Source organism: Clostridia bacterium, from assembly GCA_035628995.1.
Taxonomy (GTDB): Bacteria; Bacillota; Clostridia; order Lutisporales; family Lutisporaceae; genus BRH-c25.
In genome coordinates this window covers 33406-49656 of the sequence record DASPIR010000006.1, presented here as the reverse complement: position 1 = coordinate 49656, position 16251 = coordinate 33406, and the positions used below count along the sequence as shown (strand labels likewise).

Here is a 16251-nt window from a genome sequence, read left to right as displayed (position 1 = left end):
AGTAACTTATGAACTATAATTATAGATAAAGCAAAACGCTACATAATCCAGTTTTGATATATCAAAGTCAGGGTTCTCATCCAGGTTTATCCTCAGCTTGAATGTTGCGCCTTGATTACCCTGAGGAGTGCTCGTAAGAAGCTTTAACCATGGAGTAGTCTCTACGTCAGTCAATACACTGTCGGTAAAAGAATTCAAAGGATTATCGGATGGACCGCTTTCAAGCATTTGCACAGTAACACTATTGTCCAATTCAAAGGCCTCAGTTGTGCAGACAACGTCAATAGCGTTTCCTGCTGAATTTGTGTATCGGTCACAGGTAATATGGAGACTTATATCCTGAAACGCAGGCTGCCCTTGCTTTGGAACAAAGGCCAAAGAAATACAGGTTAATGTAGGACTATTCCTTTGCTGTATTGGAATATCTATCTCCCTAAGCTGCAAAGAAGCAACTAAGTCCCTTGCAGTATACGGCTGCTGACCGGGAGCAAAATAATTGCCCATCATACCAAGCAGTAAAACTGAACTTCTGAGCAACCCTTGTCTTTGAGAAGCAATTAAATTTTCAAGAGCTGTGCTTTTAAAAATAGCGTATTTGAATCTAACTCCCAGTGATATGATGCTTGTGAAGTCAAGAGTCGGATTTTCAGATTTTTTGATTTCCAAAACCCAATTTTGTGCAAGTCCGTTGTATTCAAAGGGGGCAAGCACAGGTGAAGAAGATGCCGGTCTTATGCTGAAGTCACCGCTTGACTGCAATGTACCTGATAATTCCAACGTCTGTACAGGTTGGTACTTTGATACCAATTTCATTTGCATCCCCTGAGCATTAGAATAATCTATCCAGTCTGTTAAAAGTCCATCTTGTATTTTATTGATAGGGTCATGCATACGTACTACAGAATACGGTGAGTTTTTCAAACTGCCACTTATTTCAACCTGTGAACCCATATTCCCAACTATGCCGAACACCTCGACATCCTCTATCATCTGATGATATGAACCCTCACGAGAAAGATCCAGATCTTCGAGACTTATATCAAACTCCAGCTTGCCTCCATAGCGCTGAAACAGCTTGAACTGCATTGGATAATTTCTCTCCAGGTTGACAGTCGTTGTCAGGCTTTTTGAGTTCTCTCTGCCTTGATAATCATGAGTTGCGAAAAAGGATACCCAGTTTGACTGAATCAAGGCCAGCGCATCCCGAATATGCTGTCCCATTAAATAAGAGCTTTGTGAGGCAAGATTACCTATATTGCTCATATCTTTTGCCGTATCGTGAGGACTATAGTCATACTGTATGACATTCATCTGTTGACCGCTCATAAAATAATAAGCCTGTTGTGCCAGGTAAGTCATCCTCAATCCATTTTGCAGCCTATACTTTACCATGTCTCGCATTTCATCTGCTAGAGCAAACCATGTTGAATAATTGAATTCTCTCCCCGTTTCAAAAGCAAGAGAATTGCTGGCTATATCCTTTTTGAGTCCTGCGAGTACAAGACTTGACCTTGCAGCATCAAGAACCAGCTTCGACACCTCTGTATTCCTTTTTGAAAGATTGTATGAAATATTGAGTTCCTCAACTTGTCTTGCCAATTGTGATCTTTGGAAATCGTCATCAGTCGTCATACTAGTAAAATCAGTGAAATTAGGCATACTTTCACTTACAATGCTTACAAACATGGAAATGATTCCGGCAGTTAGCCTTAAATCGGCATATGATGAAAACTGATTATATGCATCAGTTGCATTTCTCAACCGTTCATAAGCATATTGCACAGTACTTACTGCAACATCATATTCAGCCGAAGTTTTATTGACATTAATAGTGGCAATATCCACTTCAGCCATAGCAGTTTGAAGCATAGCCTGAAGCTCTTGAATTCTCTGCATTGCATCCTCTGCATTTACGCGGAAATTAATATATTTCATCTCTGCGTCATCAAGGAGTGATGCAGCTTCTGTTGCCCTTTGGAAAACCCAGTCATATCTGATAGCGGGGACGAAATTCTCCGGATATCCAAGAGGATTTACCTGTGCATCTATGTTTTTGCAAATATCCACTGCTGTAATCCATATAAGCAATACAACAGGGTTATACTTTAGCTCATTATTCAAATACATGGTAGAAGGGACATAAATCTGGTTTGAAGAACCGAATTTATTGGAGAAAACATTCAGTAAAAGAGAATACGCATAGGACGCATTTCCCCTGTTGTACTCAGATGTCCCCCACTGCAAATATGTCCTTGCAATTCTAAGCCATAGAAATCTTCCGGCGCAAGTGGATACACTTTGGGAAGGAAGATAGTATGCAGCTTGTTGAAACGCAATAAATGCACTGCTATAACAACTATAATCCCAATCAGCCTTCCTAAGATATAACTCTCCCTTACAGGCAGGTATTACAAAACTTCGCAAATAATGCAACATATCCTCAACCGGATTTCCGGCAAAATTGCCGTCAATGATCTTTTTGATTTCAGTCCCCATCATTGCATCCATCATGTCACAGGCTACTGAAGCCCCTAGTAAGCAGAATAATCCAAACACCATGGGGCGCTCCTGCAGCTCATTTAAAGTACTTACAGGCTCAAAAGCATCTCCTGAAACCATAATTCTGTATATGGGGTATTTACCTTCGGGGACAGGCACCTGCGCCATTAAGCTGATTGAATTCATTGTATTCTGAATAAGATTCTCTGCCAGGGCATACTTGCTCAGAGCGAGATTAAACTCCTCATTGCCCAGGTATAAATGTGCTTCACTCAAGGCTTTAAATATTTCCAACATGCACTTCCTAAGATAATGGTAATTCACCCAACCGCTCAAATCATCAATTATCGGAAGTAAACGGCGCATTTCTGTCAGTGTTGTAAGATGTTCCATATATGGAAACTCAGAGGTGTATTGCAGAACATTTTCAACAGGGTTCTGCCATATATCAAGCTTCTGTGTATAAAAACGATAATAGATAGTGCTGGGGATATCGGTCTTGTCAATATAGGATGGAAGATTCATGCCTCTAACTGTTTGGACTAGTTCACTGCCGATTTCACCTGAACATAGATTATTATCATAGCAGTTTTGGACCAAAGCGATATTATCTCTTAAAGAACGCTGCAGGTAGTTTACCTGGGTAAATATTTCATCAATAGTCCCACTGGAAAGCTTTTTGCCCAAATCCCTGATTTTTTTGATACCATAGGTATTATAGAAATTAATCCTCATGCAATAGAATGGCAGCGCTACCTCAAACCCGGCAGAAGGAGTATCTGTCCACTCCAAGGAGCTATCGATGTAGCCGGTAACTGCCCATACATCTTTATGTCCGGCAAGACAATTCTTCTGTGTCATTCTTGTTTCCGGATTGCATGGATTATTACAGGGATCGTTGCAGGATGAATTACGTTGGGAAGTGCAAGCTTTGAGGCTTAACTTCCATGCAGAACATAAACTATTGAGTAACGTGCCTCCTGGAGAGAGGTCTCTCAGTAAATCCGTCATACGGGCTACTTCTGTAGAATACGAAGTAACAGTACTATTATCATCTTGACCTGTGGGCATTACTGTACCATAAAGATTAAAGGTGTTTTCCTTCCACTCTGTATATGGACCGGCAGCCGCAACAGGGTCTTCGGGTATCAGAGAATCCCAGATTTTTTCGAGTGGATCTCCAAAGAAATTAATATCTGAAAGATCAGGAATGATTGCAAGTACCATTTCTCCAAATTCTATTTTAGGGTCAGCAAACATGTTGTACTCCAGGACGTTTTTTATTTTCAATGCATTCGTCTTTTGGTTAAGCTTAACTTTTTTACCATCAACTGTTCCGTCAAAGAGTATCTCCATGTATAGCTCACCGCTGCTGCTATTATCAAACAAGAGCTCGCTGCTTATCTCAAAGGAGACATTCCCATTGGCATCCGGGCGGGCTGTGGCCAGAATAGGTTCATTCTCAGACCGATAACTAAAACCATCCCAGTTGTAAGATGACTCATGTTCCCGCTTTGAATGAATCCGCTCAACTTTTTCCCTCCACTTCAACGGTACACCTTCAAATTTCATTTTATCAATTATGCTGCCAAATGGTGGTTTCTCCTGGACAATGGAATGAATGTCAAGCGTTTCGCTCTCACACTTCAATAAAAGGTTTACCACAGCTGAACTATGCAATGGATGAGCATCACTTTCAGATTGAGACGGCCAAATGGTTTTAAACTTGGCATTGATAGTTACATATTCCCATGCTTCCTCTATAGCCTCAAGTATTTCCTTCAGCCTTTCCGCTTTTTCTCTCCAGCGCGACAAGTAGTCATACTGCAAAATACCGCCAGAGAAAGAAATTCCCTCTTCATCCAGAACTTCCTTAATGCTTATCACAATTTCCGTATACTTGGCCTGTGCTATCTTTTCCAGTGTAAATCCTTTTTTTACCAGGGCAGCCGCCAGAACTGTATTCATACCGTCAAAGGTTGAGAGAATTGCAGTATTTCTCACATTCAGTTGTGTTTTATTATCGACATTAAACTTACCTTTACGGGAATTAACAGGTGCAAAACATACTTCCTCAATCCTTGAGAACCCGGATTTTTTAATATATTCTTCTGCTTTGCTTCCCATTGCTTTGGAAAGCTCCTGAATATTGACTGCCTCTTTCTTTTTGGGTATCCTCGGGGGTAGGTTCACCTGCTTGCAATCGACAACCTCATACTTGCTATTAGAAGTGAGCGGAAACATTTTTTCGAATTTCTCTTTTGCATTTCCTTCGAGTTTTTCCAACACAAAGTTGTAAAGCTCAGAAGGATCAATGTGTTGAGATTCTTCAGCTATATTCAGAAAAACCTTAAGGTCAATGCCTAGAGCTTCTGACAAAGGCTTCCCATTAGCTTTTACAAGCTTTACAAACTCATCAAAGCTTCCTTGCTTTATTGAACCTCTAAATCCGGGAATTTTCTCAAGGGAGCTTGAAACGGTATTAAAGTCTTTTTCTACCGGTCTTTTTGGAATAATATGTGGCTCGTCTGCAGGCTTTTTTATCACATAATTATTTTTTATAAACTCAAACTTTTCTTCATGCATTGGGTTCAGTTTTTCATTGAGTATTATTTGAAGGAGATTCATGTTAAAGTCCTTATCAAGCTTGAACCAATATTCCATGAACTTTTTCAGTGACAATGCTTTACCTTCCAGTGAAGCTTTTAAAGCTGTTTTTGAAGGCCGTATGTACCATGAGATTTTATTTTCCAATGCATACTCTTCAAGCTTTTTAAGGTTCTGGTCAGATACTGATCCGGAATAACGAAATGCCACATGTATAACTTTGTCCTCAAAAGCTTTAAAATGCTTGGACAGATTGAAGTCATCAAGCGCCATATTTAATACCCCCCTTTATATTTTTTATAATATAACCGCGTATGGATATTTATTACAATTTTACTAAATTATATCATTGAAATAAATGGTTTTCTATATCAACTTATTCAAAGATTTATTCTCCTTGAATTTTAGGCATTAAAAAACCCGCCTTTATAGACGGGCTGGAATAAGTATCAAATCTAGAAACCCAAGCATTCTCCAACAAGTATTACTTTAATTCGGCCTTTAGTCATGGACGGTTGCAGAACCTCCGCAAGAAACCATACTGTCTTTGGGTATTATTTCAAGAACTTTTTTTAGCGCATCTTCTCTTGTCTCACAATAAAATCCTTCCATGGAGAAGATCAGCACACTAGAATATTTATATTAACATAACATTATTTACATAATAGCAATTTTTACTTCTCATAAACCTGTATTTATGGTAGAATTGTAATTGTCTCGCGTTTATTACGTTAACTTGCCAAATAGAAACATTTATAAAGTGGCTGTACGCGGGTACATTATATTTTATTATATTATATTTTATTTTATCTATGGGAGGAAAAAATACTATGAAAAATCTACTTAACATGTGGAAGCGTATAAGCTTAGTAAAACAAATAATCATTGGTTTGATTATTGGTATTATCTTAGCTTTAACAGTTCCGGAACAAGCAAAAGCAGTTGTTCTTTTAGGTTCTTTATTCGTAGGTGCATTAAAAGCACTTGCACCAGTACTAGTTTTCTTTATAGTTGGATCAGCTCTTGCCCAACACAAGAGTGGACATCAAACTAATATGAAGCCCATTGTTATGCTTTATGTTGTAGGAACATTCCTAGCAGGAGTTGTAGGTGTTCTTGCAAGCTTCATGTTCCCAATAACATTAACTCTTACAGCAGGCGTACAAGGTGTAGCTGCACCTAGCGGTATTGTAGAAGTTCTGAAGGATTTATTATTGAACTTAGTTGATAACCCAATAAAGGCAATTTATAATGCGAACTATATCGGTATACTAGCTTTTGCTATATTATTCGGTATCTCATTAAGAAATGCCGCTGATTCAACAAAGGCATTTATGTCAAATGTTGCTGATGCATTATCTGAAATGGTTAGAATTGTTATAAACTTTGCACCACTAGGAATCATGGGTCTGGTATTTGACTCAATAGCTACAAATGGTCTAGGAGCGTTACTATCCTATGGACAATTACTTCTTGTTCTAGTTGGCGGTATGGCATTCGTTGCATTTATTTTGAATCCAATCATTGTATTTGTAAAGATTCGTCAAAACCCATATCCACTTGTATTAAAGTGCTTAAAGGAAAGTGGTATTACAGCATTCTTCACACGTAGCTCAGCTGCAAACATTCCTGTAAACATGGGCTTGGCTGAAAGGTTAGGCTTGGATAAGGATACGTATTCAGTGTCTATTCCATTGGGAGCTACAGTTAATATGGCGGGTGCATCCGTTACTATTTCTGTATTGACACTTGCAGCAGCACATACTCTAGGCATTCAAGTAGACTTTATAACAGCAGTTATCCTATGTGTACTTTCAGCAGCAAGTGCTGCAGGTGCTTCAGGTGTAGCAGGTGGATCACTACTATTGATTCCTCTAACAGCAAGCTTATTTGGTATTCCAAATGACATTGCTATGCAAGTTGTTGGTGTAGGTTTCATCATAGGCGTTATACAAGACTCTTGCGAAACTGCTATAAACTCATCAACAGACATATTATTTACAGCAGCAGCTGAATTTGCTGAGTGGAAGAAGCAAGGGAAGAAGATAGATATCAACAAGTAGTAACTAAATTACGGTGTTGTTTTTAAGTGCGGGGACGGTTATTTTTGCTTTCAAGGTTGGCTTCTGGAAGCAAGAATAACCGTCCCTGCTGCTTTTTATTTATTATTGGAATAAAAGAAAATGGAGTATATAATTATATTAATATTCTACTTTTTTAAGGAGTAAACTAAAATGGATTATAGCGTTTTCGATATTATAGGGCCGAGGATGATTGGGCCTTCCAGCTCTCATACCGCTGGAGCGGCCAGACTGGGAAAGGTAGCAAGAAGAATCAGTGGAAATGATGTAGCTAAGGTTACTTTTGTGCTCTACGGTTCTTTTGCCAAAACCTATAAGGGGCATGGCACCGACAGGGCGCTGCTGGCAGGGATCATGGACATGGAGCCCAATGACCCGGACCTAGGTAAGTCTATGGATTTTGCCAAGGCGACCGGCTTGGACTATGAGTTTGTAGTTAATGATGCCGACCCTCCCCATCCTAATACCGTGAAAATGGTGGTAACCAGCAGCAGTGGCAAGATAACAGAAGTGGTGGGTTGTTCCATCGGGGGCGGTAATATCCGGGTGATACAAATCAACGGATTGAATGTGGAGTTTACCGGCGAGTATCCTACATTGGTTATCCGGCATTTTGACCGGCCGGGTGTTATAGCGGAAGTGACCAGTCTTATGGTTCAATTCAATATCAATATTGCCTTTATGCGGGTTTTCAGACAGAGTAAGGGGCAGGATGCCTTCATGATTATTGAAACTGATAATAACATTCCAAAGAAAGTGATTTCCCAGGTTAGGGCTTTGGGTGATGAAATTCAAGATGTATATTTAGTAGAAGCATTATAGCGAAAAGAGGAAGATGCGGATGAGTATCAATTTTACAAGTGGTTCGGAACTCTTGGGCATGTGCAATAAAAGCAATATCAAGATATATGAAATGATGCTGGTGCGAGAGGTCTATATATCGCAAAGAAACAAGGATTTGATTATAAGTGAAATGAAGGAAAACCTGGAGGTAATGAAAAAAGCCATAGAGAGAGGTTTGACTGAGGACATTCGCTCTGTCAGCGGCTTGACCGGAGGAGATGCAAAAAAGCTTAGGCACTATTATGAAAAGGAGCAGATGGTTGCCGGACAGGATTTGAACAAGGCAGTAGCAGCTGCCATGGCTGTATTGGAGGTTAATGCTGCCATGGGGCAGATTGTTGCTGCACCGACAGCCGGATCCAGCGGGATTCTGCCGGGGTCAATCATTACGACAGCTGAACGTTTTGGGAAAAAGGACGAGGATATCATCAATGCCTTATTCACGGCAGCAGCGGTCGGGTATTTGATTACCAGAAATGCTACTGTTGCGGGTGCTGAAGGGGGTTGCCAGGCAGAAACCGGTGCAGCAGCGGCCATGGCGGCAGCGGCCATCGTTGAGATGCTGGGAGGGACTCCTGCACAAGCTTTGGATGCAGCGGCAATGGCTATAAAGAACATTTTAGGCTTGGTATGCGATCCCATTGCAGGGCTGGTTGAGGCACCCTGCATTAAGAGGAATGCCATCGGGACTGCGAATGCTCTTATTTCTGCAGACTTGGCATTAGCAGGCATTACAAGCATAATTCCTTTCGATGAAGTGGTGGAAGCCATGCTGAAGGTGGGGAAATCCCTGCCATGTGAGCTTAGAGAGACAGGTACGGGCGGGTTAGCCTCAACACCCACGGGAAAGCAAATCCATGAAAGGATTTTCGGTAAATCCTGAGCGGATTCCAAGGAAATAATGCTTTTGCATAATATCAAATGAAGCAAGTTAGTTTATCTAACTTGCTTTTTTAAAATTATTTTTTGTAGCAAATAATATCTCTAATTAATACTATGGTAATGATTTCATATTATAGGAGTGAAAACGATAAATGATTAAAAAAGATGACTTTGTAACAGGTTTTGTCCCAAATCACAACCATGGTTCTGTTGATTATACATCTGTTGAAGTTGGGCATGTGCATCAATGTCTCGATGTGACCTCCCCTCCGCTAATAATTAAGGAAGGCTGCCATATCCACCATACGGAAGGATGTGTAGTATTCGAAAATGGTCACGCGCATCACTATAGGGCAGACTCCGGGTCTGCAATTCCCGTTGGCAATGGTATGCATGTTCATTATTATGACTTTTACACATCAGAAAATCTGGGGCATCGTCACCATGTGGTCGGGGTGGATCAACCGGCGCCAGGTAATCTGTAGGAAGTGAATACTTTCTTTGTGGACAAAAACTAAATATTCTGAAAACTCCGTTGCATTTCTGATCTTTTGTGATATAATAGAATTAAGAAGGATGAATGCATCAAGTAGATGTAGAACATCTTTCTGGCAGGCTCTAATTCAACTAATGTGCAACTTTCCCAGTCTATTGTGATTCGTTTAGTTTCGAATTTTGAAAAGGAGTTCATGTAGTTAGTAAATTAGTTTAGAGTTTGGCTGATAAGATCTTTGGTTAAAAAAGGAATGAGGTAATTAACACTTGGTAGATTCAAATGGTATTTCCGTTGAATTAGAGCTTGTTTTTTAAAGTGGTTTGTTTTGAACTCAAAACAAACCACTTTTGCATTTGGTAAGGTATAATATAAATATGTATAAGCGGTCAGATAATACCGAAAGCATAAGAGGATAATCGAGAATCGGAGGTCTACAATGAAGTATAGAGTAGTAGCAAAACAATATAACAGCAGAAAATGTCTGGTATAAAAATGCCTATACATAAAATTGCAGATTTTAATGAACAGAATGAAGAATGGAAGGTAGCGCTATCGGATAAAGATCCTGTTGAAATAGAAATCTAACTGCCAGTATGAATTGGTATTTTCTTTTTTCTTATGGATATACTTCTAAAATGCAACTAAATGAGGAGGGTTATGATGAAGAGTCAAGTTGTTAAGCCGTCTATTTTGCCCGGTTTTATGGAATTATTGCCATATCAGCAGATATCGTTCAATAATATGCTTGATACAATAAGAAGAAACTTTGAAAAATGTGGTTTTTTGCCTATCGATACGCCTATTATTGAAAAGTCGGAAATATTACTGGCAAAAGGGGGCGGTGAAACAGAAAAGCAAATCTATAGATTTAATAAAGGCGATAATGATTTATCCTTGAGATTTGATTTGACAGTACCATTGGCAAGGTATGTTTCCCAATATTTATCATCGCTGACTTTTCCTTTCCGCAGATATCAGATCGGTAAAGTATTTAGGGGCGAAAGAAACCAAAAAGGACGATTCCGTGAGTTTTACCAATGTGATATTGACATTATTGGTAATGGAAAGCTTAGTATTATAAACGATGCAGAGATTCCAAGCATCATTTATTCGACATTTAAGGATCTGGGATTTGACTCGTTTTCAATCCATTTGAATAATAGAAAAGTACTAAACGGTTTTTTCGACTCCCTTGGTGTTGCTAATAAGGCAGAGGTTTTAAGGGTCATCGACAAAATAGATAAGATTGGTCTTGAGTCGATGAAAAAGGAACTGGCCGATATATGTGAAAACGAGCTGGCAGTTGAAAGAATTATTGAATTTGTGAGCATTCAAGGCAGCAATCAATCTATTTTAGAAGCATTATGCCGGCTTGATATAGAGAGCGAAATGTTTAGGGAGGGAATTGATGAATTATCAAAGGTAGTTCGTTTTATTAGCCTCTTTGGTGTACCCGAAAAGAACTATAAAATAGATTTAAAAATAGCCAGGGGGTTGGATTATTACACTGGCACAGTATATGAAACAATTTTAGATGATTATCCCGGCATCGGATCCGTATGCTCTGGCGGGCGATATGATAATCTGGCAGAGTACTATACTGACCAGAAGCTGCCGGGAGTGGGCATATCAATTGGGTTGACAAGATTATTCTATCAGCTGAGGGAAGCGGGCCTTCTTTTGGATAAGGATGTCTCTTCTCTGACTAAGGTTTTAATTGTTCCAATGAACGATGATTTGGAGCATGCAATAACAACTGCAAACCATTTAAGGGCAGAGAGCATCATTGCAGAAGTATATATGGAGGATGCAAAGACTTCCAAGAAGCTTGCATATGCCGACAAACTAGGAATTCCTTATGTTGTTTTAATAGGAGATGAAGAGATTAATAGTAAATTGCTGACCCTTAAGGATATGAGAGTGGGTGAACAGAATAAGTTATCTCTTGCAGATGTAATAAAACATATCAAATTAGGATAATTAACTTAATGAATATTATCTATTGTTTGATATTAAGCGATTATATCATTGAAATTTCCATATGGATAGTGATGTATGCAATAGAAAATAATGTATGTTAAAGCATAAATAATATTACGACAATATCCGACATATTATACAACATATAATATGAAGGGGGTTGCAAATGTTTAAGAAGTTTACAGTAAAAGCAAAGGGAAATCAAAGTAAGGTACATCAGGATAATGAGACGCTCACAAAGATGCTGCCATTGATTGAAGGTTTGAAGCAGGGAAAAAAATTATATGCAGAGGAAAATGTATTAGGTAGTGGAGAAATATCTGATGCCTGGAATAAAATGGTGGATACAGTGTTCGCAGATAAAAGCAAAAGCATTCTCGCTGTAAACAATATGCTGGGCTTTATAACGGACATGACTTATGTCAAAGATATGGTGAACGAAGTAAGGGCACAAAATGAAGCCTTGCATACAATGTCTGCCAGCAGTGAAGAAATGAGTGCATCAATTGATGATGTGGCAAGCCGGTCACAAAGTGTAGCTGTCTTGGTCAGTGATTCTGTTGGGTTAGTAACCACTGGCAACAACAATATGAAGAATGCCTTTACGTATATACAGCAGTCCTTTGAATCAGTAAAAACTATTAGTAAGGACGTGGATGACCTTGCAGAGAACATGAAACGCACCGAAGAGATAGTTGATATAATCAAAGGAGTAGCAGAGCAGACAAATCTTCTGGCATTGAATGCTGCAATTGAAGCGGCAAGAGCAGGGGAGCAGGGTAAAGGCTTTGCTGTTGTCGCAGGCGAAGTTAAGAAGCTTGCAGAGCATACGAAGGAGTCTGTAGGAAGCATCCAGAGTAATATAGGAAGCTTAAGAAGCAAATTGTCTGAGGTTGTAATGCGTACGGATAAGACAGCTTCTGAGCTTGAGAGCGGAAAGAAGCTCGTGAATGAAGTAATTATATACAATAACCAAGTTGTCAATGCAGTGCAGAAAGTAAATGATGAGATTATGCAGATTGCTGCGAATACACAAGAGCAAACAGCAGCTACAGAGGAATTGGCTCAAAGAGTAGGGGAATCATCACAAGCTGCAGACAATCTAATGGTAGAGTGCAATAAAACCGGATCAGGTATTTTTAAACTCAGTCAGATAAACAACGAGTTGAGGTTAGGCATGCTCAGCTACGGGAATGCCCTATCGGAATGTGAAATGCTGGAGATATGCAAAACGGATCATCTTATGTGGAGATGGCGTGTTTATAACATGATAATGGGTTATGAGAAAATTGATATCGATACAATTGGTACTCATATTGGCTGCAGGCTGGGCAAATGGTACTACAGTGTGGACAAAGACCTGCTTGGTCAGAATGGCATATTCAAGTCAATAGAAAGGCCGCATATTGAGCTGCACCAATTGGCTAAGGAAGCAGCAATTGCTTATTCTCAAAATGATATAACAGGGGCAGAGAAATCTTTGAATAAGATGAATGAATGCTCAAGCATGGTAGTTCAAGCTCTGGATAAACTGAAAGAGCATGTTGGGAAGAATAAGTAATATAATATAGAATAAGTATAAGAGGGTTCATCCATATCGATGAACTCTTTTTTACATAGTATCAGGGGTTTTTTCTAAAGAGAGGCCATGCATCTCAAAAGCACCCCTATTATTCACTTATTGCCTTGCATGATTGGCGAATGATAAATTTTGTTTCAAGCAACGTCCGGTGCTCTGGGTTCTTTTCCTCAATTAAATCAAATAACACAGTTGCAGAGACCTTTCCCAGCTGTTGTATCGGAACATCAATAGTAGTCAGCCCGGGGTTCATAATTGCGGCATATTCATAATTATTATGACCAAACAGAGATATATCATCGGGAATTTTTAAATTAAGCTTTCTGATGGCTTTATAAGCGCCAATTGCTTTAACATCGTCCGTAGCAAAAACAGCAGTCGGAGGATTGGGTTTCTGCAACATATTTAATGTAGCCTCATAAGCATCATTTGTAGTATATTGACCATTTTCAACAAGAGAATAATCAATAGGCAGTCCGGCTTCCTTGTGAGCAACGATGTACCCTTCAAGCCTATCCTTGCTTACAACGTATTTTAGAGGAGCATGTATACAACCTATTCTTTTGTGACCTAGTTTTATAAGGTAATTGACTGCATCTTTACAATCATTGAGATTATCCGTGTCAACAGAGTAAACTTCACTTTCAAGTCTTTCATCAAGGACACGTCCTACTACCACAAAGGGTATTTTAATTTGATTCAGCTTTTCTATCAGTCTGTCATTTATTCTTGAACTGAGAAGTATAAGTCCTTGGATGACCTTGCTCTCAATCATTGACAGGCATTTTTCTATTTCCTTATCTTCTGTAAGGGAACTATTAAGAATGATATCATAGTTTTTTTCCTCGGATACTTCGCCAATAGCCTGTATGATCAAGCTAAAGTATGGATTATTAAAAGCTTGCTGTAGAGAACGTGTGGAGACTATACCTATTGCATTGAATGCGCCGCTGCCCAAGCTTTGTGCGATTCTATTCGGTTTGAAATTAAGCTTTGTTATGGCATTCATAACATTTTCCCTCGTTTTGTCGTTGACATTGGAAGCATTGTTTATTACTCTTGAAACTGTTGATATGGATACTTCTGCCAGTTTAGCAACATCTCTGATTGTTGCGCTCATTTTTATCATCTCCAAACATTATCTGCCATCTTACATTTTCCAAGTTTTATCTCGAAAACGCATTACAACATTTATTACTATTATACAATTATAATTCTGATATCGGTAAACGTCAATATTATGTGGAACCGGTTTCATATAATATAAAAAAAATATAAATGGTGATTATGGGAATGGGCGTAAAATGGAGGAAATAAGAGATAACATTCCAATATTTGAAATTTATAATTAAAATATGATATTTGAACATTTTACTAAAACGGTTTCATAGTGGTACAATAGACACAAATGAAAAAGTCTAAATTTTCTTATTTATGACAATTTCTTAAGGCATATCATGTTTTCGTACATGCTAACAAGAAAGAATAAAACGGTTTCACTGCGAAATGCATGGATAAGCAAGAGAATCAAACCACATTTCTATATAAAATTACACGATACTTACAAATTTAATCATAGTTAGAAAAAGTCTAAGGTCCTTTTGTTCTAATACTAAGGAACATGCGGTTGAACTTAGTCTGATATATTGACCCTTATTGGAATTCCTAGACCGGTAAATAGTAAAGTGAATATACTGTATTTCAAAAGCTACAATGTTATACAAAGGCTTTAACAGGTTCATAACTTAGTGTATGATAATAAGGAAATTGTTTACATGAACAATAGATTTATTGTCATATATATTCACATGGATCTGCATTGAATAAGCATTAACCATTATTTATTAAAAGGGGGATTTCAGAATGAAAAAGTTATTAGCACTTGCGACAGCGATGATTTTAGCGGTAAGCGTTGTCGGTTGTACACCAAAGGCACCTGAAGCTGCTGCACCAGCAGCACCAGCAGAAGCGGCTGCGCCGGCTAAAGAAGTGAAAATCCAGTTTATGCACACTATGATTGAGCAGGAAAGACAAGAAATAATTACTGGCATAATAAAGGATTTTGAAGCTAAGAATCCGGGCATAAAAGTTGAACAGATGCCTACAGACGAGGACAGCTATGAAACAAAGATTACTGCATTAGGTGGCAGCGGACAGCTTCCGGCCATTATGGAAATGAGCCAAGACCAAGCAAAGTTAAATGCGAAGAACAAATTCATTGATTTTTCAGCAGTAAAAGAGGTTATTGAATCAAAAGGTGAGAAGGCTTTCTTTGATGGAATTCTAAACGTTATCAAAACTGAAGACGGCGCAAGCTTTACAGGTGTGCCTGTTGGTGGTTGGGTACAAGGAATATGGTATAACAAGGCCGCATTCGAGAAAAAGGGCTTAGCTGCTCCAGATACTTGGGAAAACATAATGGCAGCTGCAAAGGCTTTTTCAGACCCGGGAAACAGAAAATATGGCATAGCAATACCTACTGCCAACGATGGTTTTTCACAGCAAGGTTTTTCACAGTTTGCACTTTCTAACAATGCAAACGTTCTGGATGCAAATGGCAAAGCTGTGTTTAACTCACCGGAAATGATTGAAGCTCTGACATACTACAAGTCATTATATAAGTATACAATGCCAGGCTCAAACGACGTACCGGTTGTAAAGGACGCATTCATGAATGGTGCAGCACCTATGGCAATTTACTCTACATACATGATTCCTTCACTTAACGAAGCGGGCACCATGGGTGATATTGGTTTTGCCGTTCCTAAAAATAAAGTAGGTGCAGCATATGGACACATCGGCTTGGCAACTATAAAGGCTGACATGCCAAAGGAAGAAAGAGACGCAGCTGTTAAGTTTTTAAGTTATATGCTAACAGATGAAGTAAATATTAAGTGGCTGCACATGTCCCCAGGTGGACAACAACCAGTTTTAAAATCTGTAGCAGGCTCAGCTGAATATTTGAATAACCCAGTTATTCAGTCTTTTGCTGGAATCGCAGACGATATTTCGGGTGCTTTCAATAGTTTACAGGCGTTCGGTTCTGTAGACGGCAAAAACTTCTTGGTAATGGGTGATATTACAAGCACAGGGCTTATATCTGATGCTGTAAACAGGGTAACAGTTAAGGGTGAAGATCCAACAAAGGTTGCAAATGACATACAAGCTGAAATAGAAGCTTTATTGAAGTAAGAGAAGTTAATTACAGCATGCAGCTTTCCCCCTACATATTAGATATAGTATGTAGGGGGGGCTCTGCTATAAACCTATTTTTGCCTAACCAC

10 protein-coding genes are annotated in these 16251 nt (G+C 39.0%); 7 read left to right on the top strand and 3 right to left on the bottom strand.

Annotated elements, in window-relative coordinates:
- Positions 1-6 precede the first annotated feature (6 nt).
- Both VEB00_01390 and VEB00_01385 read right to left on the bottom strand, forming a co-directional pair.
- On the bottom strand, positions 7-5379 hold the full coding sequence (locus tag VEB00_01390) for a hypothetical protein (GenBank protein ID HYF81671.1): 5373 nt from the start codon (positions 5377-5379) through the stop codon (positions 7-9).
- Between the two features lie 228 nt (positions 5380-5607).
- A complete protein-coding gene (locus tag VEB00_01385; protein HYF81670.1) occupies positions 5608-5718 on the bottom strand; it encodes an LUD domain-containing protein in 111 nt (36 codons plus the stop codon).
- 218 nt (positions 5719-5936) lie between these two features.
- Here VEB00_01385 and sstT point away from each other — a divergent pair, with 218 nt between their 5' ends.
- The 6 genes from sstT (at position 5937) to VEB00_01355 (ending at position 12949) form a co-directional block, all read left to right on the top strand.
- Positions 5937-7169, top strand: a complete 1233-nt coding sequence (sstT, locus tag VEB00_01380; GenBank protein HYF81669.1) for a serine/threonine transporter SstT — start codon at positions 5937-5939, stop codon at positions 7167-7169.
- A gap of 171 nt (positions 7170-7340) precedes the next feature.
- Positions 7341-8009, top strand: coding sequence for an L-serine ammonia-lyase, iron-sulfur-dependent subunit beta (sdaAB, locus tag VEB00_01375; GenBank protein HYF81668.1), 669 nt, complete (start codon positions 7341-7343; stop codon positions 8007-8009).
- Between the two features lie 19 nt (positions 8010-8028).
- Positions 8029-8913, top strand: a complete 885-nt coding sequence (gene sdaAA / locus VEB00_01370; GenBank protein HYF81667.1) for an L-serine ammonia-lyase, iron-sulfur-dependent, subunit alpha — start codon at positions 8029-8031, stop codon at positions 8911-8913.
- A 151-nt stretch (positions 8914-9064) separates the two neighbouring features.
- The gene (locus VEB00_01365) at positions 9065-9397 is read left to right on the top strand and encodes a YmaF family protein (protein HYF81666.1); all 333 of its coding nucleotides are present in this window, start codon (positions 9065-9067) and stop codon (positions 9395-9397) included.
- A gap of 671 nt (positions 9398-10068) precedes the next feature.
- Positions 10069-11388 carry a histidine--tRNA ligase gene (gene hisS / locus VEB00_01360; protein HYF81665.1) on the top strand — a complete coding sequence of 440 codons (1320 nt, stop codon included), beginning with the start codon at positions 10069-10071 and terminating at the stop codon, positions 11386-11388.
- Positions 11389-11554: 166 nt separating this feature from the next.
- Entirely contained in the window at positions 11555-12949 is a 1395-nt protein-coding gene (locus VEB00_01355; GenBank protein HYF81664.1) for a methyl-accepting chemotaxis protein, read from the top strand.
- A 109-nt stretch (positions 12950-13058) separates the two neighbouring features.
- On the opposite strand, the gene VEB00_01350 is transcribed toward VEB00_01355, so the two are convergent.
- Complete coding sequence (locus VEB00_01350) at positions 13059-14087, bottom strand: LacI family DNA-binding transcriptional regulator (protein ID HYF81663.1); 1029 nt, start codon at positions 14085-14087, stop codon at positions 13059-13061.
- A gap of 743 nt (positions 14088-14830) precedes the next feature.
- Here VEB00_01350 and VEB00_01345 point away from each other — a divergent pair.
- Positions 14831-16159 carry a sugar ABC transporter substrate-binding protein gene (locus VEB00_01345; GenBank protein ID HYF81662.1) on the top strand — a complete coding sequence of 443 codons (1329 nt, stop codon included), beginning with the start codon at positions 14831-14833 and terminating at the stop codon, positions 16157-16159.
- The last annotated feature ends 92 nt before the right edge of the window (positions 16160-16251 follow it).

Coding starts and splice junctions, on each gene's coding strand:
- hisS (HYF81665.1), top strand. CDS start 10,069: ATGAAGAGTCAAGTTGTTAAGCCGTCTATTTTGCCCGGTTTTATGGAA.
- sdaAB (HYF81668.1), top strand. CDS start 7,341: ATGGATTATAGCGTTTTCGATATTATAGGGCCGAGGATGATTGGGCCT.
- VEB00_01345 (HYF81662.1), top strand. CDS start 14,831: ATGAAAAAGTTATTAGCACTTGCGACAGCGATGATTTTAGCGGTAAGC.
- VEB00_01350 (HYF81663.1), bottom strand. CDS start 14,087: ATGAGCGCAACAATCAGAGATGTTGCTAAACTGGCAGAAGTATCCATA.
- VEB00_01385 (HYF81670.1), bottom strand. CDS start 5,718: ATGGAAGGATTTTATTGTGAGACAAGAGAAGATGCGCTAAAAAAAGTT.
- VEB00_01355 (HYF81664.1), top strand. CDS start 11,555: ATGTTTAAGAAGTTTACAGTAAAAGCAAAGGGAAATCAAAGTAAGGTA.
- VEB00_01390 (HYF81671.1), bottom strand. CDS start 5,379: ATGGCGCTTGATGACTTCAATCTGTCCAAGCATTTTAAAGCTTTTGAG.
- VEB00_01365 (HYF81666.1), top strand. CDS start 9,065: ATGATTAAAAAAGATGACTTTGTAACAGGTTTTGTCCCAAATCACAAC.
- sstT (HYF81669.1), top strand. CDS start 5,937: ATGAAAAATCTACTTAACATGTGGAAGCGTATAAGCTTAGTAAAACAA.
- sdaAA (HYF81667.1), top strand. CDS start 8,029: ATGAGTATCAATTTTACAAGTGGTTCGGAACTCTTGGGCATGTGCAAT.